We start from the raw sequence: 23775 nt of genomic DNA on the forward strand, positions 1-23775 counted from the left end.
CTCCCACCCCGTCCAGCCTGCCCTAGGAGAACAGTGAGCAACCGGACCGTCATCACCTTCGGGACCTTCGACGTGTTCCACGTCGGCCACGTCCGTGTGCTCCAGCGCGCTGCCGCGCTCGGCGACCGTCTGGTCGTGGGCGTCTCGGCCGATGCCCTGAACGTCGCGAAGAAGGGTCGGCCGCCGGTCTTCAACCAGGATGAGCGCCTCGAGATCATCTCGGCTCTCAAGGTCGTCGACGAGGTCTTCGTCGAGGAGTCCCTCGAGCTCAAACGCGACTACATCATCGAGCACGGCGCCGACGTCCTCGTCATGGGCGACGACTGGGCCGGCAAGTTCGACTGGGTCGGCGACGTCTGCGAGGTCGTCTACCTGCCGCGCACCCCGTCGGTGTCGACAACCGGCCTCATCGAGCACATCGCCAGCCTCGGCTGACCGCGCGCTCGCCGTCGCAGCGCGGCAGAGCCTCGACCCGAGTGGCTGCGCTGGGTCCCTGTGCAGTGAGTCGCCGGGTGACTGACTCCAGCCCGCGAGGTTGCCGGCGGCCGCTGAGTCACCTCGCGACGCAGTGCACAGTTTCTCGGCGAACGTGGCCCGGAGCCCGGGACCGATGCCCACGGTCCGGGCCTCGGCGTCGGCCTACTGCCCCCAGGCGGTCGTCGACGCATAGGTTCCCGCCCGCAGCGGGGCGGTGAGCCGTGCGGCGCCCTGGACGCGGTACACGAGCAGCGCACCGTCGCTCGCGCGGCGGGTGACGAGGTCGTCGCGCCCGTCACCGGTGACGTCGCCGATGCCGCGAACGGCGCTCATCGCGCTCCAGCCCGAGGAGCCGATGACGACCGCCGGCCGGAAGCCGCCCGTGCCGTTGCCGGGGTAGAGGACGAGCGCGCCGTCCGTCCCGCGCACGGCGACGAGGTCGCGGATGCCGTCACCGTTGAACTCGCCCGACGTCACCTGGCGCATGCCGCCCCAGCCGCTCCCGATCTGCAGGCTGGACACGATGCGCCCGGTGCCGTCACCGCGGCGCAGCAGCAGACGGCCGTCGGTCATCCGGGTCGCGATGTCGGTCTTGCCGTCGCGGTCCCAGTCGCCGACGGGCACCACGAGGTTGATCGAGCCCCAACCGGTCGCGAGCCGGTAGCGGCCGGCGTTGAGGCCGCTCGCACCGAGGCCGGGGTAGTACCAGGCCGTGCCGCTCGCGTCGATGGAGACGACGTCGCCGAGGCTGTCCTGGCTCCACGGACCGACACCGGCGGCGGCGCGCATGCCGGAGAAGCCGCTGGCGAGGATCTGCTTCGTCGTGAAGCCCATGGAGCCGGTGTACGACACCGTCTTGAGGGCGGAGCCGGCCGGGACGATGACGTCGGGCAACCTCTCACCCGTCACGTCACGCGGCGAGTACGCCGCCGAGCGGGCCGGTGCCGACGTGATGGTCCACCACGTGCTGCGAAGGCCGAGCTTCGCGCGGAACGCGTCGCCGCTGACCGTCGTCGTCCCGGCCGCCCCGGTCAGGATGACGGAGACGACCCGGCCGCCCCACGTGCCCGTACCGCCGCCCCCGGTGCGCGAGCCGATGCCGATCGAGCGCAGCGTGCCGATCGACGGGTACGCCTTCTCGACCGCCGATGCGTCGAGGGTCCGGGTCCACGAGTGCGGGTTCGACGCCGACGCCACGGCCCCGTCGTACGGGTCGTCCTGCACGGGCAGGTACGCGGTCGAGCCCTTGACGGTGCGCCCGCCGTTCGACGAGGAGTACTGCGTGAAGGCGGGCTTGCCGCCGTAGGTCAGGATCGTGCCCGCCGTCGCCGCCGTGGCGTTCGTGGCGCGGGTGTCCTCGTAGCGCCGGATCAGCGTGCCGGTTGCGCTGTAGTCGGCCACGCCCTTGTAGGCCTGGCACGCGACGTCGCACACGTCGTAGACGCGCGTCCCGGCGGATGCCCGGGAGTTCGCCGCGTAGGTGCGGACCGCGACGGCCTGCGACGACAGGGCGGCGGCCGGCCAGCTCGCCGGCATCTCCACCGGCGCCACGGCGCGGGTGTAGCGCTCGAAGCCGAGGACGTTGACGGCATACGCCCGGCCGGAGACGTTGACGACGCGGACGGAGCCGGAGTACTCACGCTGGGCGCCGCTCGGGAGCAGGACCCGCACGGCCGACCCCGACGGGCGGCTCACGGTCAGCGGCAGGGTCGAGGCGCGCCAGTTGGTCGCGGCGAACCAGCCGGCCCCTGAGTTCGCCTGCAGGGTGACCGTGCTGCCCTCGGGCACGATCCGCCAGCGGTAGGTGCTCGACAGGTTCGACGTGCGCTTCCCGTCGCTGACGACGAGCCCGCTCAGCTTCGAGAACTGGGTGCCCGTCGTGCCGACCGCCGAGAGCCAGACGCGGAGCGAGGGGTCGCCCTGGCTCGACCGCGACGTGCCGGGGTAGTAGAAGCCGAGGATCTGCTGCCAGGTGAGCGACTTCGTGGCGGCGCCGTAGGCACCCCACTGCGACATGCCGATGCCGTGGCCGAACCCGCGGCCCGCCATGTCGAACGTCGACGACGCGGGGCGGGTGTACGTCTCCGAGACCGGGTCGGCGGGCAGCGGGTCCCACTGCCCGTCGCGCCAGATGGTGCCGGCGTCGGCGCGGATCGTCGGAAGCTGCGAGTTGTATGCCGTGTCGCCGGGGCAGCCGGTCAGGCTGAGGTCGCGGTGCCCGATCGTGCGGGGCAGGGTCACGGTCTCGCCCGGGTCGAACTTCGAGTTGCCCGCGGACGTCAGGGTCACCGTCGACGTGGGGTCGATGAGCGAACGGTCGGCCTCCCACGCGACGAGCTTCGTCACGGTGCTCTGCGTCGCGGACGAGAACGGGACCGAGGTGAAGTCGCCGATGACCGAGATGCCGGTGGTCTCGGCGTTGAACCCGCCGGCCTGCGCGCCCTGCACGAAGCCGGCCGTGCTGCCCTTGCGGCCCTCGTAGGCACGTCCGAAGCGGTCCACGAGGATCTGGTAGCCGAGGTCGCACCAGCCCTGGCTCTGCGTGTGGTACGCGTAGATCGACCGGATGATCGAGGCGGCCTGGTCGGCGCTGTAGGTGTTCGAGTTGACGGTGTGGTGGATGACCACGGCCTTGAAGCCCGGGAGCTGTTCGGCGTCGCACGTGCGCAGGCTCTCGTCGGCGCCCCACTCCGCGCGGCTGATGATCGTCGGTCGGGTGACGGCGGCGACGGCCGAGCCGGCCGGGGTGCCGAGGTTGGCGTCCGCGGGTGACTCGCCACCGTCGACGAGGCTGGCACGCATGCCCGACGGCACCGAGCCGTCGGGAGTCGTGACGCGGATGTCGACGGCGTCGGACCCGGCCGCGGCGACGGCATCGGTGCCCGGGCGGGCGTGACGCGCGTCGGCGGATCCCCGGTCGGGGCCGTCGCCGTTCAGCTCGAGGTCGGTCCACTCCGACCAGCCGGCGTCACCGTGGGTGCGTACCTCGATGTGCGTGCCCGCGGGCGGCGTCCGGTCGAAGGTCACGCCCGCGAGGTCGAAGTCCACGTCACGGACCTCGGTCGACGCGACGACAGGGTCACCCGCTCCGTGCCGGTCCACGCCTGAGGCGGTCGCGTCAGGGGTGGACGGCGCTGTCGTACGGGTCTTGCTGCCCGCGCCGACGCCCGCGACCGCCGGGATGGAGACCTCGCGAACCGAGGGGGAGACGGGGCGCGGGGCCGCCCCTGAGGTCACGGTGGGTGTCACGACGAACGTGGCGGTCAGCGCGACGACGGCGATGGACGTGGGGATGAGGCGCACGGCGTCTCCTGGGTCGGGTGGTTACTTCAGCCCCAAATGTCCCATTACTCACACCCTCCGCAAGGTCAGTTCGCGGAATTCGTGCCACTACGGGACGAATTCACAGGAAATGTGCCAGTCGGAGTCCGCGGAATGACAGAGGTCGGTAAATTCCTGCCCGGAATGCCGCGACGGCGCGACCACGCCTCTCGGCAGGGCCGCGCCGTCGCGGATGTGGTGGGGATCAGCCGTGGGTCGGAGCAGGCTGCAGGTCCACCGTCAGCGGGGGCTCGGTCTTCTCGCGCACCTCGTCCTCGGTGACGCCGGGCGCCAGCTCGCGCAGCACGAGGCCCGAGTCGGAAACGTCGAGCACGCAGAGGTCGGTGATGATCCGCTGGACGACGCCGCGCCCGGTGTAGGGCAGAGAGCACTCGTCGACGATCTTGTAGGAGCCGTCCCGGGCGTTGTGCTCCATGAGCACGATGACCTTCTTGGCGCCGTGGACGAGGTCCATCGCACCGCCCATGCCCTTGACCATCTTGCCGGGGATCATCCAGTTGGCGATGTCCCCGCCGGCCGACACCTGCATGGCGCCGAGGATGGCCGCGTCGACCTTGCCGCCGCGGATCATCCCGAAGCTCGTGGCCGAGTCGAAGAACGCCGCGCCCTTGCGCAGGGTGACGGTCTCCTTGCCGGCGTTGATGAGATCGGGGTCCTCCTCGCCGTCGATCGGGTACGCGCCGACCCCGAGGATGCCGTTCTCCGACTGGAGCACGATCTCGACGTCGTCCGGGATGTAGTTGGGCACGAGGGTCGGCAGCCCGATCCCCAGGTTGACGTAGGCGCCGTCGGACAGCTCGACGGCGGCCCGGGCGGCCATCTGCTCGCGGGTCAGTGCCATCTCAGGCCTCCTGCTTGTCGGGACGCGGCCGGACCGTGCGACGCTCGATGCGCTTCTCGACGGCCTGCTCGGGAGTCAGGGGCAGCACGCGCTGGACGAAGATGCCGGGCAGGTGGACCTCGTCGGGGTCCAGGTCGCCCGGCTCGACGAGCTCCTCGACCTCGGCGACGGTCACGCGGCCGGCCATCGCGCACAGCGGGTTGAAGTTGCGGGCCGATCGGTGGAACACCAGGTTGCCGTGGCGGTCGCCCTTGGCCGCGCGCACGAGGCCGAAGTCGGTCGTGATGGCCTGCTCGAGCACGAAGGTCTTCGTCTCGCCCATCCACTCGAACTCCTGCGTCTGCTTCGGCGGCGACGCGACCGCGACGGCGCCCTCGGAGTCGTAGCGCCACGGAAGGCCACCCTCGGCGACCTGGGTGCCCACGCCGGTCATCGTGAAGAAGGCGGCGACGCCGGAGCCGCCGGCGCGCAGCCGTTCGGCGAGCGTGCCCTGCGGCGTCAGCTCGACCTCGAGCTCGCCGGAGAGGTACTGCCGCTCGAACTCCTTGTTCTCGCCGACGTAGGAGCTGACCATGCGGCGGATCCGCTTGTCGCGCAGCAGGATACCGAGCCCCCAGTCGTCGACGCCGCAGTTGTTCGAGACGGCCTCGAGATCGGTCAGGCCGGCGTCGTGGATCGCTGCGATGAGGACCGAGGGGATGCCGCAGAGGCCGAAACCGCCGACCGAGAGCGACATTCCGTCGCTGATCCCGGCGATGGCCTCCTGGGGTGTGGAGACGACTTTGTCCATGGTGCGGACTCTATCCGCGCCGGACGGCCGTGATGCCGTGGGGTGGGCCCACTCGGTCCGCGGATCGTGTGGTCGCCGACCACGTATGCCGTCCCGAGCGTCGACGAGCCACCTGACGACAGACTGGGGTCGCAGTCGCAGGGGAGTTGCCTTTTCCGGGCCCAGCGAAATCACATTGCTGTCATTTCAGAGGGTCAGAGAAGTACACCTCTGTAATTCACCGGGCGAACTTGTGATGCATGTGGCTGAAGTGCATAAATGGTGCAGAAGTAAAGCCCCGCGGGGGAAGGACCTCGACATGACCACCTATGCCAGCACCTCATCGCGCCCAAGCCCCGCGATCGCGAGTGTCGACGTCCGCACGAGCTACACGGCATACAAGAGCCTGACGATCGCCATGGGATCGCGCGGAGCAGCGGTGCGGGTGCTCCAGCGCGCCCTCGGCGGCGTCGCCGTCGACGGTGTGTTCGGCTCGGTGACGCGTGACAAGGTCGTCGCTCTCCAACGCTCGCTCGCGCTGGCGCAGACCGGGGTCGTGACGGAGGAGCTGTGGGACGTGCTCGAGGCGCGTGACTTCCCGTTCGTCGGGGACCGCTCGACGGTCCTGCGGGTGGGGGACACCGGCCCGCAGGTCCTCGCCGTGCAGCGTCTGCTCGGCGTGGGCCAGACGGGCGTCTTCGACCTCGCGACGCGTGAGGCCGTCAAGGCGGCCCAGGCGCGTGCCGGCCTTGCGAGCACCGGTGTCGTGGCCTGCCGCACGTGGTCGCTGTTCGACCGGCTTTCGGCGTAACCCTTGCGGCTCAGCCGTCTTCGCGCGCGTCAGCGGTGACGCCCTCCGACGCGAACCGGTCCGTCAGGTCGTCCCGCGACCCGCGGACGAGCACGACCGAGCCGTCGGCCGCCCAGGCCGCGAGACTCTGCCGCAGCACTCGCTCCAGCGGCCCGCCGAGCACGACACGCGGAGCCTCGCCCCACTGGGCCTGCGGTACGACGACATCGCCGTAGGCCGTGTCGCCGGCGTCACCGGCGAGCGCGACGTCCGCGGTCTCGGGATCGGACATCGGCGAGAAGAGGTCGCCGTGGGTCGAGAGCTCGCGGGCCTCGTCGACGGCGCCCGGTGCGGCACCTGCCTCCGGGTGGCTGCGGGCCAGGGCCGGCAGCGCGACGAGCACCGTGTCACCGCCGTGCCCGGCCGCCGCGGCGGGCGACTCGGTGACGAGGACGTCTGCGCCGGAAGCCTCCTCGCCGACGACGACGGTCGCGCCGACCGACCAGGCGGCGAGCGCCCAGTAGAGCGAGCGCCAGTGCGCCGGCAGGTCGAGCCCGACGGTCGTGCCGGGACCGGCCGCTGCGTCGTCCTGCAGGAGGTTGGCGGCCTTGGAGACCCAGTTGGCGAGCACCCGGGCGCTCAGCTCGATGCGCTCGCCCAGCGTCGGACCGGGCTCGTCGTCGTACCACGTGAGGCGTGGCCGGCCCGGGTCGGCGGCCACCATCCGCGCGAGCACGTCGGCGGGTAGCAGGGGACTGGTCATCGGGCGCGGACCGCCATCAGCTGTTCGACGCCTCCTCGACCGTGGTGCCGGGCGGCGGCTCCGTGAGCGGCTCGTCCTCCTTGAGCGCCCGGAACAGCGACTTGGCGCGCTCGGTGTCCCACTTGACGGCGAGGGCGCCGGCGTCGGTGCGGTAGGCGAGGTCGGAGGTCGGTACGGACAGCGACAGGCCCTCGTCGTTGCTCACCGAGCGCATGGCCTGGAGCACGCGGACGGCGTCCAGGATGCCGGTCTCCCGTCCGACGGCGAGCCCGGCCGCGGAGGCGTCCGCGAAGCTCTTGTAGCGCCACGGGATGAGCACGGTCGAGGGCGTCGCAGCCTTCTTCATGAGCGCGCCGAGGAACTGGCGCTGGCGCGCGGCGCGGCCGATGTCGCCGAGTGGGTCCTCGTAGCGCGAGCGCACGTAGCCGAGGGCGTTGCCACCGTCGAGGGTCTGGCAGCCCTTCTTGAGGTCGATGCCGGCCTTCTTGTCCTTCATGTCGCGCGGCACGCAGAGGTCGACGCCGCCGACGCTGTCGACGACGGCCGCGAAGCCGCCGAGACCGATCTCGATGTAGCCGTCGACATGGATGCCGGTCACCTGCTCGACGGTGTTGGTGAGCAGCTTCGGCCCACCGATCGAGTAGGCGGCGTTGATCTTGTTGGACCCGTGGCCGGGGATCGGGACGTACGAGTCGCGGGGGAGCGAGACCATGACCGGCTTGCCGCCGCTCTCGGAGACGTGCACGAGCATGATCGTGTCGGTGCGGTTGCCGGCGGCGTTGCCGGTCGCGTACTTCTTGCGCTGCTCCTTGGTCAGGCCCTCGCGGCTGTCGGACCCGACGAGCAGGTAGTTGTATCCGGAGGTGTCGGTGGGCCGCTCACCCTCGGGGATGTTGTCGACCTTGTTCACGGCGCCCCAGGCCTGCATCGGGACCCAGACCATGAAGCCGACCCACGCGACGAGCAGGATCGCGATGACCAGCAGGGTGACGCGCCCCTTGCGCCGGCGCCGCTCCCGCGGCGGGGCGACAGGGCGGCCTCCCGAGCCGCCGGAGCGACCGCGCGTGTCGACGACGTCGTCGTCGTACGCGTCGTGGGCCTCGGCGCGCTCGTCCCGTGCATCTCCGCGTCGCGGACGTGGCGCAGCGATCGCGCCGCCCGCGGGACGCTTGACGCGGCGTCGCGTGTCGACGACGTAGGCGTCGTCGGGGCCGCGACGGCGGGGAGGGCTCGGGTCAGTCGGCATCGGCAGCCTTCACGCTCGGGGACGGGGGCAGATTGCCCGACAGTGTGTCAGGCGGGGCTGTAGACGCGCCGTGCCCGGTGGCGGGCGTCGCCTCGTCGAGCGCGATCCGTCTCGCGAGCCGGGTGTAGCGCGTCTCCATCTCCCGGAAGCGCTTGTAGGTGGTCACGACGAAGCCGAAGAAGGCGACGACGAGGCCGTAGAGGATGAGGTCGGCGCCACGGCCGATGCCGACCCGTTTCGCGAGGCCGGTCCACACGTCGGGAAAGAAGATCGACCAGATGGCGAAGCCGGCCAGCGCCAGCAGCCCGAGCCGTCGGAGCGCCTGGGTGCGCTGGCCCGAGCCGACGAGCAGACGCCAGGCGACGGCGAGCGTGCCGACGACGAGAAGGAGCTGGATTCCGAGCTGTCTCATCGCCAGATCAGCTCCGCGAGGATGTTGACGGCGTTCCACAGCGACTGGCCCTTGGCCTTGCTGTAGTCGGTGTAGAGGATGTGCACGGGCTCCTCCGCGTAGGTGACCTGCTTGTCCTCGAAGCGCATCGCGCCGATCTGCGACACGATCTCGGATGCGTGGGCCATCCGGTTCTGGGTGATGTCGAGGCGCTCGACGACGTCGCGGTGCAGCACCCGGAGCCCGTTGTGGGCGTCCGTGAGCCGGGTGCCGGTCGTGAGGTTCGTGTAGGCGACGGCGGCCCGCAGGACGAGCTTCTTCATCGTCCCGGCCTCGGTGCGCTCGTCGAGGAAGCGCGAGCCGAAGACGACGCGCACGTCACCGCGCCGGATGCGCTCGAGCATGACCTCGACGTCGTGGATCTGGTGTTGCCCGTCGGCGTCGTAGGTGACGACGTAGCGCATCGCCGGGTCGCCCAGCGCGTAGTCGAAGCCGGTCTGCAACGCGGCTCCCTGACCGAGGTTCACGGGGTGGCGGACGACGGCGGCGCCTGCCCGCTCGGCTCTCTCGGCGGAGCCGTCGCGCGACCCGTCGTCCACGCACACGATCTTGGGGAAGATGGTGCGGGCCTCGCCCACGACGTCGGCGATGACGGCGGACTCGTTGTAGAGCGGCACCACCAGCCACACGTCCTCGTTCTGCATGCGACCAGCCTAGAGCGGTCGTGGGGCGGCTCCCGCCAGGCACCAACACGCACCGACACGCGAGGCGCCGCCGGGAGCGAGCACCACGGCACGGCGCTGGGCCTAGAGTCGGAGGACCATGACGGACGCGTTGTCGAAGGGCTCCCGGTCCGGGGCCCACCACCCGCACGAGGACCGGCGCGGACCCACCGCCGGACCGGCCCACGAGGAGACGGCCGAGCCGTTCACCCCGTCGGGATCGGCTGCGCTCCGCATCGCGATCGTCGGCCCGACCCACCCGCACAAGGGCGGCGTCGCCGCACACACCACCATGCTGGCGCACCACCTCGCCGACGCCGGCCACGACGTGACGCTCGTGTCGTGGGCCCACCTCTACCCCTCGAAGCTGCACCGCCCCGACGCCACGGTCCCCGACGGCGTTCCCGAGGTGCCGCCGTTCCCGCGGACGATCCGCGCCCTCAGCTGGGCCCGCCCTGACACATGGGTGCGCGCCGGCCGCAGACTGCGCGACGTCGACGCCATCCTCGTTGTGCACGTCATGCCCCCCGTCGTTCCGGCGCACCTGGCCCTCCTACGCGCAGCCGGTGCCGTTCCGGGTGGGGAAGGACCTCGTCCCCAGTCGATCGTCGTGTGCCACAACGTGCTGCCCCACGAGTCGCACCCGGGCGACGCCGGCCTCATGTCGCTGCTCTTCTCGCGGGTCGACTCGGTCCTCGTCCACGGCGCCGACCAGGCCCGCGTCGCGCACGACCTGGGTGCGCGCCGCGTCTCGGTCGCCGACCTGCCACCGCACCTGCCCGGTGGCGACCCGATCTCGCGCGACCCGCGGCCGGGACCGACCCGCCTGCTCGCTCTCGGGCTCATCCGCGAGTACAAGGGCATCGACGTCCTCCTGCGCGCCATGCGCTCGGTGCCGGAGGTGACGCTGACCATCGCCGGCGAGATCTGGGGCGCCAACCGCACCGTCATCGGCCGGCTCGCCGCCGACCCGGCGCTCGCGGGCCGCGTCGAGATCCGCGACGGGTACGTGCCTGCCGACGCCCTCGCCACGCTGCTCGCCGACCACGACGTCCTCGCCCTGCCCTACCGGTCGGCCACGGCGTCGCAGAACGTCATCCTCGGCCACGCGCACGGGCTGCCCGTCCTCGCCTCCGACATCGCGCCGTTCTCGCAGCAGGTCGCCGACGGCGTCAACGGCCTGCTCGTGCCACCCGAGGACGAGCGGGCGCTCGCGGGCGCCCTTCGACGCCTCGGCGACCCAGAGGTGCGTCGCCGGCTCGCCGAGGGGGTCCAGACGCCCGACCTGTCGGGCCCGTGGGCGCACTACCTCGGGACGATCGAGGCGCTGTCGGTCGACGAGACGTTGCTCCGCGACCCCGAGGAGCCGTATGCCGTGGCGTCCGGTCAGGGCGTGGATGCCGGTCCTGCGACGGGCTCCGGACCACGTGGTGACGACGGCTTCGACGACGACGACGCCGTCGGTCCGGACGAAGGCGACGACCCGAGTGCGCTCGGCTGGGTCCGCCGACGTGTCACGTCCGGTGCGCTACGCCTGGCGGGGACGGTCCGGCGTCGTGCAGCGCGGGCCGTGACCTCGGGGCGGCCCCTCGTGGCCCTGCGTCCCGACGACCTCCCCGCCTGGGTGCTGGCGACCGACGTGCTGGGCGAGCCCGACGAGGCCGACGACGCCCGCCGCCTCGCTCGCATACTCGGGCTGCCGCGCTCCCTGGACGGTGTGTCCGCGTGGGCCGCGCTCGGCACGCTCGCCGCGATCCTGCGCGTGCGCGACGACGGCCGCAGGAGTGCCGTCATCGTCGACGAGGGTGGCACCCGGTCGCTGCTGTCGCGGTGGGCCCGGGCCGTCGGCTTCGCGCCCGTCGAGATCGACTTCACCGGCGCGCACCCGAGCGTCGCGGCTCTCGACGTCGACACCGGGTCCCTCGACGTCATCGTGCGCATCCACCCGAACGGCTGTGACGCCGACGACGTCGACCACGTCCTCGAGCAGGCGTCGTGGGCGCTGCGATCGGGCGGTCTGCTCGTCGTGACCATCCCGATCGGGCCGCGCGCCGCCGAGGGCGCCGTCGGACCGGCCGACGTGCGCGGCATCCTGGCCCGCGCCCACGACCTCGGCTTCGTCCTCATCGGCGACCTCGACGGGGACGTCAACGCGCGGATGCGCGAGGCAGCCTCGCGTGCGCGGGCCGACGACGCGGCGTACGGCCTCGTGCGGTTGACGCTGCGCCGGCGATGAGCCGACAGTGAGCCGGCGCTGAGCCCTGCGGGGACCGGTGCCCGTGACGCTGCGATGATGGTGCCGACATGACCCGACAGAGAATCCTCACCGTGCTGCGCGTCGGTATCGCGCTCATCACCCTCGCCGCCGTCGTCTACGCCGTCGCGCGCAACTGGGCCGACGTCTCGGTGCACCTCGGCAAGATCTCGTGGTCGACGTTCCTCTGGTCGACGCTCGCCGCGGCGGCGGGCACCTGGCTGACGATGATCGGCTGGAAGGCGCTGCTGCGCGACCTCGGCTCCGACCTCCACCTCGCGCCGGCGTCAGGTGTCTACTTCGTCGGCCAGCTCGGCAAGTACCTCCCGGGTTCGCTGTGGTCGGTGCTCGTCCAGGCCGACATCGCGAGCCACCTCAAGGTCCCGCGCCGGCGCACCGCCGTGACCGGGCTGCTCGCGCTCGGGCTCGCCCTGGCCACCGGCTTCCTCGTCGGCCTGCCCGCGGCGTCCTACCTCATCAGCCGCAGCTCCGCGGGGTTCGACTGGTGGCTGCTGCTCGGCATCCCGCTGCTCGTCGTGCTCTGCGTGCCGCGGCTGCTCAACGCGATCATCGCGCGGATGCTCCGGGTGATCCGGCGCGAGCCCCTCGAGCACGAGCTGTCCGGCGGCGCCGTGCTCCGCTCGGTGCTCATCTTCCTGCTCGTGTGGGTCTTCTTCGGCGTCCACACGCTGCTGCTCGCTCGGGCCGTCGCGGGCGACGGCTCGCCCAACCCCGACCTGACGACCGCGGCGATGACGGGCTACGCGCTGTCGGTCTCGCTCGGCATGCTGACCGTCATCCTCCCGGCCGGCCTAGGTGCCCGGGAGGGGCTGCTGACGCTCATCCTGTCCACGGCGATCCCGACACCGGCGGCTGCGGCCGTCGCCATCGTGTCGCGCTTCATCGTGACCATCGTCGACGTCGTCGCCGCGCTCGGCGGCTGGCTCTACGCCCGCTCGCACCACCTCATCACGGAGCGCGACGCCGCCGACGAGTCCGGGGCGCGCGACGTCAGCGTGTGACGCGGCCTGAGATCCTGTGCGGCTCAGACGGGTTCGAGGACGAAGACGGGGATGAGGCGGTCGGTCTTCGTCTGGTACTGGGCGTAGGGCGGGTAGGCGGCGACGCACCGCTCCCACCACTGGTCCCGCTCCTCGCCCGAGAGCTCGCGCGCGCGGACCGGGACCGTCTCGGTGCCGGCCTGCAGCTCGATGTCGGGGTGGGCGAGCATGTTGCGGTACCACTGCGGGTGCTCCGGCGCACCACCCTTGCTCGCCACTGCTGCGAAGGTGCCCTCGTGCTCGACGCGCATGAGCGGCACCTTGCGCACGGCACCCGTGCGGGCGCCGCGCATCGTCAGCAGGACGACGGGCAGGTTCATGATGTGCACGGAGTCCGTCGTGCCGGTGCGCTCGATCTCCTCGACCTGCTTGCGCACCCAGTCGCTCGGGCTCGGGACGTACTCGCCGGTGATCGCCATGGCGTCGACACTAACCCGCGGGCACCGGCTCAGGCGGCGCCGGGCTCCGGGGCCGAGCTCCACGGGTACTTCTTGACGAAGTCCTCGACGACGGTGGTGTTGAGGCCGCCGCACAGCTGGCGGTGGCCCATCTGGTTCGAGATCTTGCCGGTCGCCTGGTCGACGTCCGCAGCCCAGTGCGACAGGGCGTACTTCTTGCCGGCGGGAAAGGCGCCGTACGCCGGGTCCCACGGGGTGACGAGGAACTTGTTGGCCGACTCCTTCATCGCGTTGATCTTGGTGGCGAGGGCCTGGAACGTCGCGGCCTGATCCTTCTCGAGCGAGCGGTCGTACCAGAGGATCGTGTAGCCGTGCTCGAGGTTGTGCACGAGCGTCTCGATCTGGGGGGCGTCCGCGACGGTGTAGACGCGGCGCTTGTCGACGGCCGGCACGGCGAAGTGCTTGCCGCTCGACGGCGGGACGGTGGAGTACTCGATCTTCGTGACGCCTGCCTGGTTGGTGCCGGGGCCGACGTGTTGGCTCGAGCCGCTGGCCGGGTCGTTGGTGACCGGGTCGCACGAGGCGGCCGCGACGTCCCCGCTGATGCTCTGCAGGGCCTCGTTCTTCTTGTTCTGCTCGCCGACCACCGCCCAGGCGACCGCGGCGCCGATGATGGCGATGACGGCTACGCACGCCCCGATGACGACGAGGAGCCGACGGCGCTCGGCCCTCTTCTGCGCGGCCTGCATCTTGGCCACGCGCTCGCGGCGGTCTCGGCTCGTCTCGCGGGCCATCGTTCCTCGTTCCTGTGGACTGTCGGGCGGTCGGGCTGCCGGCGTGAGCCGGGTGGGGTGTGAGTCGCGGTCGTCGGCACCGGGGTGCGGCGCGGCCACGGGCCCGCTCGGCCTGCTCCGGTTCAACGACCGTGCCGAGTGTAGGCGAGGATGTTGTGGTGGCCGAACCCCTCTTGCGTGTCTGGCACAGCGAGCGCGAGATCGCGCTGCGTGCCCAGCTGGGCGCGTTCCGTCGTGGTGCCGGCGACCCGACGTCGCGCTTCGGCCGCGACGGCACGGTGACCCGCGCGGCGCAGACTCCCGCAGGTGCCGGGACGCTCCACCTCGTCTGCCGACCGGGTGGGTCCGAGGTGGTGGCGCAGGCGTGGGGCCCGGGCGCGGAGTGGCTGCTCGACTCCGTGCCCGCGCTCCTCGGCGAGGAGGACGACCCGGCCGGCTTCGTGCCGCACCACGACCTCGTCGCCGAGGCGTGGCGGCGGTTCCCGCACTGGCGCGTGCCGCGGTCGGGTCTCGTCCTCGACGCCCTCGCGCCGGCCGTCATCGAGCAGAAGGTGACGGGCCAGGAGGCGTTCGGCGGCTACCGTGCGCTCGTGCGTCGGTTCGGCGAGCCGGCGCCGGGTCCTTTCGCGGGTCTCATGGCCCCGCCGACGGCGGCAGGCTGGGCCGCGATCCCGTCGTGGGCGTGGCTCCAGGCGTCCGTCGACGGGGCGCGGTCGCGCACCGTCGTCCGCGCAGCCGGGTATGCCGGCCGGCTCGAGCAGGGCGCATCGGTGTCGGTCGACGAGGCCAACCGGCGCCTGCGGGCCCTGCCCGGCGTCGGGGTCTGGACGGCCGCCGAGGTGGCCCAGCGGGCACTCGGCGACGCCGACGCCGTGTCGTTCGGCGACTACCACGTGGCGAAGGACATCGGATGGGCGCTCACCGGCACGCCCGTGGACGACGAAGGCCTGGCCGAGCTCCTCGAGCCCTACCGGGGTCACCGCTACCGGGTGCAGCAGCTGCTCGGGATGGCCGGCCACCACCGGCCGCGCCGCGGCCCGCGGATGGCACCACGCACCCACCTGCCGACCCGCACCCGCTGAGGAGACGGCATACCCCTGGGTGCGGGACGAGTCCATCTCCGCGACGTCCACGAAGGTGCAGAGCTGTGGCGAAACGTCCCGGATGTCGCCGCCGTCGCCTAGGCTCCGCCTCGGCCCGCAGGGAGCAGGCCACCCATTCGTTTGAGAAAGGCGACCACGTGGTTCGTCAGCAACTGGGGGCACGTGCCCTCACCGTCGGGGTCGCGGCAGCAGCGCTGCTCGCTCCCATCGCCCTCGCCCTTCCGGCGGACGCGGGTCAGACCGCGGGGTCGCACGACCCCGACCAGCTTCGCGGCCGCACCGGCCGCCTGCTCGTGGACGGCCACGGCGCAGCCGCCGGCGCCACGTTGGGCGCGAAGCGTGCCCTCGACCAGTCCGCGCTGAACCACCCGGCTCGGCGGTCCGCGGCCGCCGGCCGTGACGCGGCAGGCGGTCTCTCGGGCCTGTCGCTGACGGGCGACGCCGCCCCGAAGACGTCCCAGCTGTCCGCCCAGGCCGCTGCCAGCACCTGTGCGGAGGGGGTCATCGAGGTCAACCCGATGACTGACCGCACGGTCGTGCGCGCGACGTCGCCGCAGAGTGGGACCTTGACGCTGCAGCGCCTGCGCGAGTCCGGCTCCTGGCGCAGCATCGGCACCGCGACCGGCACGGCGATCACCGTCAACGACACGACCGTCAACGAGCGCGTGACGTACCAGTACCGCCTCATCACCAAGGTCGGCACCGACGTCGTCTTCGACTGCACGACCGAGCACGCGTACGGCATGTGGACCGAGGACGGCTGGGGCGACCCCGATGCCGTCGTCGCCGGCACCACCGGCATCTTCCAGCAGAACCTGTGGGCCGCGGGCAGCCGCGCCGTCGCGTCGCGCTGGATCAGTCCCGCCTACTCGACCGACGGCCGGCTGTATGCCGCGACGAAGGTCATCGACAGCGCCGCCGGTCGCGGTGTGATGGAGGTTCGTCGCGCGTCGAACTCGGCCCTCGTCTTCAGCGTCGACCTCGGCACCGCCTTCTTCCCCGGTGACCCGGCCTTCTCACCCGACGGCCAGACGCTCGCCTACACCCGCTACGACGCGGCGACGGGCGACGCGATCGGACTCGGTTTCGTCGACGTCTTCGGCTCGCACACCAAGACGACGCTCAACACGACGACGCGCATCGGCGAGCCGTCGTGGCGGCCCGACGGCGCGACGCTCGTCGTGTCGACGTTCGGGGTCGCGACTCCGGGCCTCGCCCTCGTCACGAGGGCGACCGGGGCGGTCAGCCCGATCAGCGGCACGGCCGGCGGCTACACGCCCGAGGTCGCGGCCGACGGCTCGATCTACTTCGGCTGGAGCGGCACCGCGGCACCGCTGAACGCGCTCAAGAAGCGCGTCGCCAACGGCACGGTCACGGCCGTGCGCACCTCCGACACGGATGCGTTCGTCTCGCCGCGGCTGACACCGGACGGCACCCTCTACGTCGAGCGTGACACCCCTGACGCCGGTGACACGGGCTCGTACACGATGGCGGTCTACTACGTCGACCCGACGGACCCGTCGGCCGACGAGGAGACGTGGGTCGGCGACGAGGTCCAGGAGACCCTCATCAACGGCTGGGATGTGCGCCAGCCCCAGAGCAAGGGCACCTCGGACTTCGTGGGCGACGCGAACCACGACCTGGTGGCGCGTGACTCGAACGGCTACCTCTTCGCCTACCGCGGCACCGGGTTCGACCTGTCCGGGCGCACGCAGATCGGCTCCGGCTGGAAGGGCTTCAACGCCATTCTCGCCGCAGGCGACCTGACCAGCGACGACCAGGCCGACCTCATCGGGCGCGACGCCAACGGCCAGCTGTGGCTCTACCGCGGCAAGCCCGCGGGCGGCTTCGCAGCGCGCACGTCCGTCGGGACCGGCTGGAACGCCTACTCGCTCGTCGCCCCGGGAGACTTCAACGGCGACAGCCGGGCCGACATCGTCGCCCGCGACGGCTACGGCAACCTGTGGCTCTATCCTGGCACCGGCCGGGGCACCCTCGCGGCGCGCGTCAAGCTCGGTACCGGCTGGTCCGGTCTGACGATCGTCGGGCCCGGCGACATCGACTTCGACAACCGCGCCGACCTCATGACGCGCGACTCGTCCGGCCGGGTGTGGATCTACCCGGGCAACGGCACGGGCGGCTTCCTCGCGCGGCGCCAGATCGGCTCGGGCTTCGGTTCCTTCAACGCGATCACGGCCACCGAGATCACCTCGTACCGTCCCCTCATCTGGGTGCGCACGGGCCAGGGCGAGCTCGTCAGCTTCGAGCTGACCGGTGACGGCGCCTTCTCGCCCGACGACGTCTACAGCGAGGGCTACGGCTGGGGCGGCTTGACGCTGACGTCCTGACCATTTGCGTACGCCACCGGCGCGGTCCGCGGGGAGACCCGCGGCCCGCGCCGGACGGCATACGTCCTCGGACCGACGAAGGCCCGGCACCCCTGACGGTGCCGGGCCTTCGCACGTCGTGACGCCGGCGACCTCAGGCCGCCGACGGCACCCGCGTCACTTCTTGTACGAGACGACGACGCTCGGGCGGGGGAAGCCGTCGGTGTGCGGCCACGTGCTCGACGGCGTCTCGAACGTGACGCCGTCGGTCTCTCCGGGGTGCTGCACGGCGATGAAGACCGAGAGCTGGTCGTCGCTGACGAGCGGGCCGCACGTCTCGGCGCCGAACGGCACGGTGAGGAACTGCTCGACGCGGCCGCGGTCCGGGCCCGCGACCGGCACGCGGAAGAGGCCGTCGTTGGAGCCGAGGACGTTGCCGTCCGTCGAGATCCAGAGGTTGCCGACGGCGTCGAACGCGACGTTGTCGGGGCAGCTGATCGGGCTCACCTTCGACTTGTCGTAGCCGGCGAAGTACGTCTCCGGGGCCGCGGGGTCACCGCAGACGAGGAAGAGGTCCCACGTGAACTTCGTCGACGTGTGGTCGTCTCCGACCTCGGTGAGCTCCAGGACGTAACCGTTGCGGTTGCCCGACTTGCTCGCCAGCGGGGCATCGAGGCCGGCGCGGACCATGCTCGAGGCCAGCGGGTTCGTCTCGTCGGTGGGGTACTTGACCCCGCGGTCGGAGTTGTTGGTCAGGGCCGCGTAGATCTTGCCGTTGACCGGGTTGGGCTCGACGTCCTCGGGTCGGTCCATCTTCGTCGGACCGACGGTGTCGGCGGCGAGGCGCGTGTTGACGAGAACCTCGGCGACGTTCATGCCCGGGACGTAGGAGGTCGTGTCGGACGTGAGGGCGACCCAGGCACCCGCGCCGTCGAACTCGCCGTCGCCGGTGCCGTCGCCGACGAACTTGGCGACGTAGAGCGTGCCCTTCGTCAGGAGCGTCTTGTTGTGCGCCCGGGCGGAGCGCGAGTCGCCCGTGCGGAAGCGGTCGGCGGAGACGAACTTGTAGAGGTAGTCGCCGCGCTCGTCGTCACCCATGTACGCGACGGCGTGGCCGGAGTCCGAGATCGTGACGTTGGCGCCCTCGTGCTTCAACCGGCCGAGCATCGTGTGCTTGACGGGCGTCGAGTCGGGCTCGTACGGGTCGACCTCGACGACCCAGCCGAAGCGGTATGCCTCGTGCGGGTGCTTGGCGAGGTCGAAGCGCTCGTCGACGGTGGACCAGCCGCGGTTGGTGACGGCCGAGGTGGCGAGACCGTAGCGCTTGAAGGACGTGGCGTTCGCCGGGTCGACGTCGCCGGACGCGTCGAAGTAGCCGTTGAAGTTCTCCTCACCCGAGAGCACGGTGCCCCAGGGCGTCGTGCCGCCGGCACAGTTGCCGCACGTGCCGTGGGCGCGCGTGCCGGTCGGGTCGGCGGCCGTGCGGAGCAGCTCGTGGCCTGCGGCCGGGCCGTGGAAGGCGAACTCCGTGTGGACCGTGATGCGGCGGTTGTGCACGGCGTGGCGATGGTCGGAGCGGATCCACGAGCCCTTGGCCCGGCCCCGCTCGATCGTGACGACGGCCATGCCGTGAGCAGCCATCGCGATCTTCTTGACCGTGGCGTCGTCGTACTCGCCGGTGGGGAACATGAGGTTCTCGTCGGTGTACTCGTGGTTCGTCACGAGCAGCGCGGTGCGGGTGGTGAGCGGCAGGACGCCGACGTAGTCGTTGTTGTAGCCGAACTGCTGGGCCTGCGCCTCGGGTGTCTGGGCGTGGACGTCGAAGCGGGGAGCCCCCGCCTCGACGGGGTCGCCCCAGCGGATGACGACGTTGTGCGTGAACCCGGGCGCGTTGGTCACCGCGTCGGCGCGGTTCGGCGCGACGGGGGTGAAGGTGGCGAGGCCGACGTCAGCCGTGCCCCGGGCCGCTGCGGCGGTCGTCGCCGACGGGACCGACGCTGCGGCGGCCGAGGTGACCGGTGCCGCAGCGAACGCACCGACCAGCGCGCCCGCGCCGAGAGCCCCGCCCTTGAGCACTGAGCGGCGGGCAAGAGCGCCCTCGACGAGCTCGCGCATCGCGGGGTTCGACGAGGTGTTGGGCACGGGGGCGTCGCACGCGTCGTTGCAGCGGTAGTGACACGTCATGCGGCTGCGCGAGCCGTGGCGCGGCGTCGCGATCAGCGGGAGAGGCCTGGGGGTCAACGCGGTACTCCTTCAGGGAGGTGAGTGGGCCGCGCGCACAGACGGCGCGACGTGGGACCGAGGGTGACGCTATGAGCGGTGAGGGAGCGCCAGGGTGCTTCTGCGGTGGCCATCCGGTGAACTCCGTGTGTCCGCTCGCGCCGGCCCGTGTGCCTCGGTCGTATGCCCTGTGCGGGGGTGCCGGGGTGCCACGGTCGATGTGGCGAGCAGCCGTGCGCGACAACCCCCGTTGGGCGAAACCGCGTCGCCGATGGCGCCCGTGGTGGGAGCCTGAGCGGCATGCGCGTGCTCTTCTCGACGACAGCCGGCACGGGGCACTTCGGACCCATGATCCCGGTCGCGCGTGCGTGCGCAGCGGCGGGACACGAGGTCCGAGTCGCCGCCCCGGACTCCTTCGCGAGCCACGTCGAGCGGGCGGACCTGGAGCACGAACCGTTCGACGACGTGCCGCCCGACGTCATGGGTGCCGTCTTCGCCCGGCTGCCGTCCTTGTCGCCGGAGGAAGCCAACCGTGTCGTCGTCCGTGACGTCTTCGGTCGGCTCGACGCCCAGGCCGCCTGGCCCCGCGTGCACGACATCGTCGACACGTGGCGCCCGGACGTCGTGCTGCGGGAACCGTGCGAGCTCGGCTCCCTCGCCGCGGCGCTGCGCGCCGGCGTGCCCCACGCCGAGGTCGCGATCGGGCTGGGCCGGCTGCGCGAGTGGGTGGGCGAGGTCCTCGTCGAGCCCCTGCTCGAGCTCGACGAGCTCGCCGGACTGGCATCGGGTTCGTGCCTCACCGGCCTGGCATCGGCGCCGGTCCTCACGTCAGTGCCCGCGGGGCTGGACGGCGTCGCCGACCCGGGCGACGATGCGGGCGACGATGCGGGCCAGGCGAGTCCGCCGGTCGTGCGCTTCCGCGACGCGGCCTCGCGTGACCGGCAGGGCACGCTGCCGGCCTCCTGGGGAGAGCCTGCCGATCCGCTCGTCTACGTGACGTTCGGCTCGGTCACGGCGGGCTTCGACGACCTCAGTGCGGTGTTCCGCAGGTCGCTCGACGCGCTCGCGGACCTGCCCCTTCGCGTCCTGCTCACGACCGGTCACGCCGGCGACCCGGAGGCCCTGCGCCCCTGGCCCGTGAACGCGCACGTCGAGCAGTGGTGGCCGCAGGACGACATCATGCCGCTCGCCGCCGCGATGGTCGGGCACGGCGGGTTCGGCACGACCATGGCGGCCGTCGCCGCCGGAGTGCCGCAGGTCGTCATCCCGCTCTTCGCCGGTGACCAGTTCGTGAACGCCGCTCGGGTCGAGGAGGTCGGTGCCGGCATACGGCTGGAAGGTCGGATGGAGGCGACGGCGCAGCTCGGAGCAGCCGTCGAGCGGGCCCTGTCCGACGACGGGATTCGGGCGGCTGCGCAGCGACTGGCCGACGAGATCGCCTCTCTGCCAGACGTTTCGGAGATCGTCGTTTCCATCGAGCGCCTCGCGGTGAACCACTAGCCTCGCGGCATGGCGCTCCTGAGGTTCGACAGCCCGGGTCGGGTCCGTGACGTGCCGGAGGGCTCGGCGTTCTACGACGACTGGCACCGCACCGTCGAGCGGCTCATCGCGACGAGCACCGCCGTGAGCGGCAGCGGGCGCTACGTCGACCCGAGCCGCCGCGACGTCGAGGCCTCGGGACGGCGGCTCTACACGTGGACCGGCTTCCCGCGTCCGCTCCTCGTCGAGCACCGTGACGACCGCCGGGCGGCGTGGGTCGCCGGGGAGGACCGCAACGTGCAGATCGAGTACCTCGAGTGGCACGTCGAGCGGGCGGGAGGCACGATCACGCGCGTCACCTTCTCGACGGAGACGCCGGAGTACTGGAAGCTGCTCGCCGCGACCGACCGGGCCACGGTGCTCGAGCTCTACCGCGAGCTCGTGAGCCCCGAGGTGGCGTCCCGGGACCTCTTTCCGGACGGGCGGACCTACGACCCGCTCAACCGGTGGAACACGACCGACGGGATCGTCCACTACGTCATGCGGATCAACTCGATGCGCGACCTGCTCGGCGTCTCGCAGGAGTCCGAGCCCACGCGACGCGCAGTCGATGGCTACGACGCGCTGCCGTACAAGCGCACGACCGGCGCGGACGCGCGCCTCAACCTCGACATCTGGGCGCTCAGCCGAAAGGGGTATGCCGTGTCGACCGACGAGGTGCCCGGGCTCTACATCGCGGGATGGGACGACACGGGCTGGACCAGGCCCGACGGCACCCCCGTCGACAGCTACTGGCGTGTCGTGCGCGGCCGCGCGGGTGCGGCGTTGCGGGTTGTCTACGAGGTGCCCGAGTCGGAGAGGTTCGCCGTCGGCGACATCCGGATCGGCGGGCGGCCCGTCGAGTTCGGTGGGCAGCTGGCCGAGCATGTCACGGTGAGCGCGCACGGGCTCGTCGGACGGAGCCGGCGATGACGTCGTCGATCACGCCCAGGACGGCCGCCGTGCTGGCCGGGCTCGCGGGCGCCGGCGCCGACCTCCTCGGAGGCGTCGAACTGCCGACCGCGCCCCCGGGGCCACCAGCCGGTGCGCCGTCCGAGGCCGAGCGAGGTGCCGACCCGGAACGGCGGCTCGAGGCGCCCACGAGCGCCCTGGGTGAGCCCGTCTACGGGCGGCTCGCCGGCAACGAGATCCAGGGCAACGTCGTGCCCGGCTTCAACAAGGACCACCAGCAGTTCGTCTTCCTGCGGCTCGGTGACCTCGAGCCGGCCCGGGAGTGGCTGCGGTGGCTGGCGCCTCGGCTCTCGACGATGAACGAGGTGCTCGACTTCCGGCGTGCGTTCCGGGCGGCGCGGCTGCGTCTCGGGGTGCGTGACCCGGGCGTGATGGAGTCTGGTGCTCGTGAGCTGGGACTGACGGCCACGTGGACCTCGGTCGCGTTCTCCTGTAACGCGATCGAATCCCTCGTGGGTGACGACCAGGCGGCGCGCTTCGGCGACGAGAGCTTCCGGCAGGGGCTCGCCGCCCGGTCCACCTACCTCGGTGACCCGAGCGACCCGGCCAACCCCGGGCACCGCGACCACTGGCTCGTCGGCGGTCCCGACACCGAGGCCGACGTGGTCGTCACCGTGGCCGCGGACGACCCGGACGACCTCGACGCCGCCGTCACAGCCATTGTCACGACCGCAGGCCAGCACGGGCTGTCACTGCTGCTGAGCCAGGGCGGCGACAACCTGCCGGGAGGGTTGTCGGGCCACGAGCACTTCGGCTTCAAGGACGGCATCTCGCAGCCTGGCATCCGCGGGGCGCGGTCGACGGTGGCCGGCGACGAGATCACGCCGCGCTACCTTGCGGCCGACGACCCGCACGCCGAGCTGTTCGGGAAGCCGGGCCAGCCGCTCGTGTGGCCGGGGCAGTTCCTGCTGGGTGAGCCCCGCCAGCACCCGCAGGACCCTCGTGTGGCCGCTCCTGCCTCGTCCGCCTTCCCCGAGTGGGCACGGCTCGGCTCCTACGTCGTCGTGCGGCGGCTCGCGCAGGACGTCGTCGGCTTCTGGGAGTGGGTGGGTGCGTCCGCCGCGCAGGTCGGCGCCGACCCGGTGGCGTTCGCATCGGCGTTCGTCGGTCGCTGGCCGAGCGGCGCGCCCGTGATGCGCACCCCGGAGGCGGACGACCCGGTGCTCGCCGGCGACGACTTCGCGAGCAACCACTTCCTCTACCAGGACGACACGCGTCCCTCGTCGCTGACGCCGATCCCGGGGTATGCCGGTGACACCCACGCAGCGGCGGCCGCCGACGTGCTCGCCCGGGTGTGCCCGCACGCCGCGCACATCCGCAAGGTCAACCCGCGCGACAGCGCGACCGACTTCGGTGCGCCCGCCGACACGCTCACCCGCCTCATGCTCCGCCGCGGCATCCCGTACGGTCGGCCGCTCGCCAGCGTCGCCGACCCGTCGCCCGAGCTGGTGGAGGCGGAGCGCGGACTGATGTTCGTGGCGGTCATGTCCTCGATCGAGGACCAGTTCGAGTTCGTGTCGCGGCGCTGGGCCAACTCGCCCGACCAGCCGAACGTCGGCGGCCTCGACCCGCTCATCGGCCAGTCGGACCGGCACGGCGACCGCACGCGTACGGTCGAGTGGCCACGGGAGGGCGGGGACGTGCCGCTCCCGGTCGAGCGCGACGTCGTCACCCCGACGGGGGGCGGCTACTTCTTCGCCCCGCCGATCTCAGCCGTTGACGGCATCCTCGCGGGGGAGTAGAAGGTGTCCGCTCGAGACCAGAACTCGTTGGGCAGTTCACACCGC

Annotated in this window: 19 protein-coding genes; 9 read left to right on the forward strand and 10 right to left on the reverse strand. The window is 71.9% G+C overall.

What is annotated here, in order from left to right; translation table 11 throughout:
- The first annotated feature begins 33 nt into the window (after positions 1–33).
- Entirely contained in the window at positions 34–435 is a 402-nt protein-coding gene (locus H9I49_RS15625; protein ID WP_188031328.1) for an adenylyltransferase/cytidyltransferase family protein, read from the forward strand.
- A gap of 204 nt (positions 436–639) precedes the next feature.
- On the opposite strand, the gene H9I49_RS15630 is transcribed toward H9I49_RS15625, so the two are convergent.
- The 3 genes from H9I49_RS15630 to H9I49_RS15640 form a co-directional block, all read right to left on the reverse strand.
- Entirely contained in the window at positions 640–3780 is a 3141-nt protein-coding gene (locus H9I49_RS15630; protein ID WP_188031329.1) for a SpoIID/LytB domain-containing protein, read from the reverse strand.
- Between the two features lie 223 nt (positions 3781–4003).
- The gene (locus H9I49_RS15635; RefSeq protein WP_188031330.1) at positions 4004–4660 is read right to left on the reverse strand and encodes a CoA transferase subunit B; all 657 of its coding nucleotides are present in this window, start codon (positions 4658–4660) and stop codon (positions 4004–4006) included.
- Position 4661: 1 nt separating this feature from the next.
- Positions 4662–5450: a CoA transferase subunit A gene (locus H9I49_RS15640; protein WP_188031331.1), complete on the reverse strand. Its 789-nt coding sequence runs from the start codon at positions 5448–5450 to the stop codon at positions 4662–4664.
- A 298-nt stretch (positions 5451–5748) separates the two neighbouring features.
- On the opposite strand from H9I49_RS15640, the gene H9I49_RS15645 reads away from it, so the two are divergent.
- Complete coding sequence (locus H9I49_RS15645; RefSeq protein WP_255524021.1) at positions 5749–6240, forward strand: peptidoglycan-binding protein; 492 nt, start codon at positions 5749–5751, stop codon at positions 6238–6240.
- 10 nt (positions 6241–6250) lie between these two features.
- On the opposite strand, the gene H9I49_RS15650 is transcribed toward H9I49_RS15645, so the two are convergent.
- From H9I49_RS15650 to H9I49_RS15665, 4 genes are read right to left on the reverse strand one after another with little or no spacing between them, the layout of a single operon-like run.
- Positions 6251–6982, reverse strand: a complete 732-nt coding sequence (locus H9I49_RS15650; RefSeq protein WP_188031332.1) for a TIGR03089 family protein — start codon at positions 6980–6982, stop codon at positions 6251–6253.
- Positions 6983–6998: 16 nt separating this feature from the next.
- The gene (locus tag H9I49_RS15655; protein ID WP_188031333.1) at positions 6999–8228 is read right to left on the reverse strand and encodes an LCP family protein; all 1230 of its coding nucleotides are present in this window, start codon (positions 8226–8228) and stop codon (positions 6999–7001) included.
- Entirely contained in the window at positions 8218–8640 is a 423-nt protein-coding gene (locus tag H9I49_RS15660; protein ID WP_188031334.1) for a DUF2304 domain-containing protein, read from the reverse strand. The genes H9I49_RS15655 and H9I49_RS15660 overlap by 11 nt, the downstream gene beginning before the upstream one ends.
- The gene (locus H9I49_RS15665; protein ID WP_188031335.1) at positions 8637–9323 is read right to left on the reverse strand and encodes a glycosyltransferase family 2 protein; all 687 of its coding nucleotides are present in this window, start codon (positions 9321–9323) and stop codon (positions 8637–8639) included. The genes H9I49_RS15660 and H9I49_RS15665 overlap by 4 nt, the downstream gene beginning before the upstream one ends.
- Before the next feature lie 118 nt (positions 9324–9441).
- Between H9I49_RS15665 and H9I49_RS15670 the strand changes: the two genes are divergently transcribed.
- Positions 9442–11577 carry a glycosyltransferase family 4 protein gene (locus H9I49_RS15670; RefSeq protein WP_188031336.1) on the forward strand — a complete coding sequence of 712 codons (2136 nt, stop codon included), beginning with the start codon at positions 9442–9444 and terminating at the stop codon, positions 11575–11577.
- Positions 11578–11645: 68 nt separating this feature from the next.
- Positions 11646–12617: a lysylphosphatidylglycerol synthase domain-containing protein gene (locus H9I49_RS15675; RefSeq protein WP_188031337.1), complete on the forward strand. Its 972-nt coding sequence runs from the start codon at positions 11646–11648 to the stop codon at positions 12615–12617.
- Positions 12618–12640: 23 nt separating this feature from the next.
- Here H9I49_RS15675 and H9I49_RS15680 read toward each other — a convergent pair whose 3' ends face one another.
- Both H9I49_RS15680 and H9I49_RS15685 read right to left on the reverse strand, forming a co-directional pair.
- Complete coding sequence (locus H9I49_RS15680; RefSeq protein ID WP_188031338.1) at positions 12641–13075, reverse strand: nitroreductase family deazaflavin-dependent oxidoreductase; 435 nt, start codon at positions 13073–13075, stop codon at positions 12641–12643.
- Positions 13076–13104: 29 nt separating this feature from the next.
- Positions 13105–13848, reverse strand: coding sequence for a DUF3105 domain-containing protein (locus H9I49_RS15685; RefSeq protein ID WP_188031339.1), 744 nt, complete (start codon positions 13846–13848; stop codon positions 13105–13107).
- Positions 13849–14003: 155 nt separating this feature from the next.
- Here H9I49_RS15685 and H9I49_RS15690 point away from each other — a divergent pair, with 155 nt between their 5' ends.
- On the forward strand, positions 14004–14930 hold the full coding sequence (locus H9I49_RS15690) for a DNA-3-methyladenine glycosylase (RefSeq protein WP_370587601.1): 927 nt from the start codon (positions 14004–14006) through the stop codon (positions 14928–14930).
- Positions 14931–15088: 158 nt separating this feature from the next.
- Positions 15089–17299, forward strand: coding sequence for an FG-GAP-like repeat-containing protein (locus H9I49_RS15695; protein ID WP_188031341.1), 2211 nt, complete (start codon positions 15089–15091; stop codon positions 17297–17299).
- 156 nt (positions 17300–17455) lie between these two features.
- On the opposite strand, the gene H9I49_RS15700 is transcribed toward H9I49_RS15695, so the two are convergent.
- Positions 17456–19519, reverse strand: a complete 2064-nt coding sequence (locus H9I49_RS15700) for a PhoX family phosphatase (protein ID WP_188031342.1) — start codon at positions 19517–19519, stop codon at positions 17456–17458.
- A 279-nt stretch (positions 19520–19798) separates the two neighbouring features.
- On the opposite strand from H9I49_RS15700, the gene H9I49_RS15705 reads away from it, so the two are divergent.
- From H9I49_RS15705 to H9I49_RS15715, 3 genes are read left to right on the forward strand one after another with little or no spacing between them, the layout of a single operon-like run.
- The gene (locus H9I49_RS15705) at positions 19799–20998 is read left to right on the forward strand and encodes a glycosyltransferase (RefSeq protein WP_188031343.1); all 1200 of its coding nucleotides are present in this window, start codon (positions 19799–19801) and stop codon (positions 20996–20998) included.
- A gap of 9 nt (positions 20999–21007) precedes the next feature.
- Positions 21008–21949, forward strand: a complete 942-nt coding sequence (locus H9I49_RS15710) for a hypothetical protein (RefSeq protein ID WP_188031344.1) — start codon at positions 21008–21010, stop codon at positions 21947–21949.
- On the forward strand, positions 21946–23730 hold the full coding sequence (locus H9I49_RS15715) for a Dyp-type peroxidase (protein ID WP_188031345.1): 1785 nt from the start codon (positions 21946–21948) through the stop codon (positions 23728–23730). The genes H9I49_RS15710 and H9I49_RS15715 overlap by 4 nt, the downstream gene beginning before the upstream one ends.
- Positions 23731–23775 lie beyond the last annotated feature (45 nt).

The sequence above is a fragment of the Terrabacter sp. MAHUQ-38 genome, assembly GCF_014518425.1.
Classification (GTDB): domain Bacteria; phylum Actinomycetota; class Actinomycetes; order Actinomycetales; family Dermatophilaceae; genus Terrabacter.

Coding starts and splice junctions, on each gene's coding strand:
- H9I49_RS15715 (WP_188031345.1), top strand. CDS start 21,946: ATGACGTCGTCGATCACGCCCAGGACGGCCGCCGTGCTGGCCGGGCTC.
- H9I49_RS15705 (WP_188031343.1), top strand. CDS start 19,799: ATGCGCGTGCTCTTCTCGACGACAGCCGGCACGGGGCACTTCGGACCC.
- H9I49_RS15645 (WP_255524021.1), top strand. CDS start 5,749: ATGACCACCTATGCCAGCACCTCATCGCGCCCAAGCCCCGCGATCGCG.
- H9I49_RS15660 (WP_188031334.1), bottom strand. CDS start 8,640: ATGAGACAGCTCGGAATCCAGCTCCTTCTCGTCGTCGGCACGCTCGCC.
- H9I49_RS15635 (WP_188031330.1), bottom strand. CDS start 4,660: ATGGCACTGACCCGCGAGCAGATGGCCGCCCGGGCCGCCGTCGAGCTG.
- H9I49_RS15710 (WP_188031344.1), top strand. CDS start 21,008: ATGGCGCTCCTGAGGTTCGACAGCCCGGGTCGGGTCCGTGACGTGCCG.
- H9I49_RS15640 (WP_188031331.1), bottom strand. CDS start 5,450: ATGGACAAAGTCGTCTCCACACCCCAGGAGGCCATCGCCGGGATCAGC.
- H9I49_RS15655 (WP_188031333.1), bottom strand. CDS start 8,228: ATGCCGACTGACCCGAGCCCTCCCCGCCGTCGCGGCCCCGACGACGCC.
- H9I49_RS15650 (WP_188031332.1), bottom strand. CDS start 6,982: ATGACCAGTCCCCTGCTACCCGCCGACGTGCTCGCGCGGATGGTGGCC.
- H9I49_RS15670 (WP_188031336.1), top strand. CDS start 9,442: ATGACGGACGCGTTGTCGAAGGGCTCCCGGTCCGGGGCCCACCACCCG.
- H9I49_RS15675 (WP_188031337.1), top strand. CDS start 11,646: ATGACCCGACAGAGAATCCTCACCGTGCTGCGCGTCGGTATCGCGCTC.
- H9I49_RS15685 (WP_188031339.1), bottom strand. CDS start 13,848: ATGGCCCGCGAGACGAGCCGAGACCGCCGCGAGCGCGTGGCCAAGATG.
- H9I49_RS15665 (WP_188031335.1), bottom strand. CDS start 9,323: ATGCAGAACGAGGACGTGTGGCTGGTGGTGCCGCTCTACAACGAGTCC.
- H9I49_RS15680 (WP_188031338.1), bottom strand. CDS start 13,075: ATGGCGATCACCGGCGAGTACGTCCCGAGCCCGAGCGACTGGGTGCGC.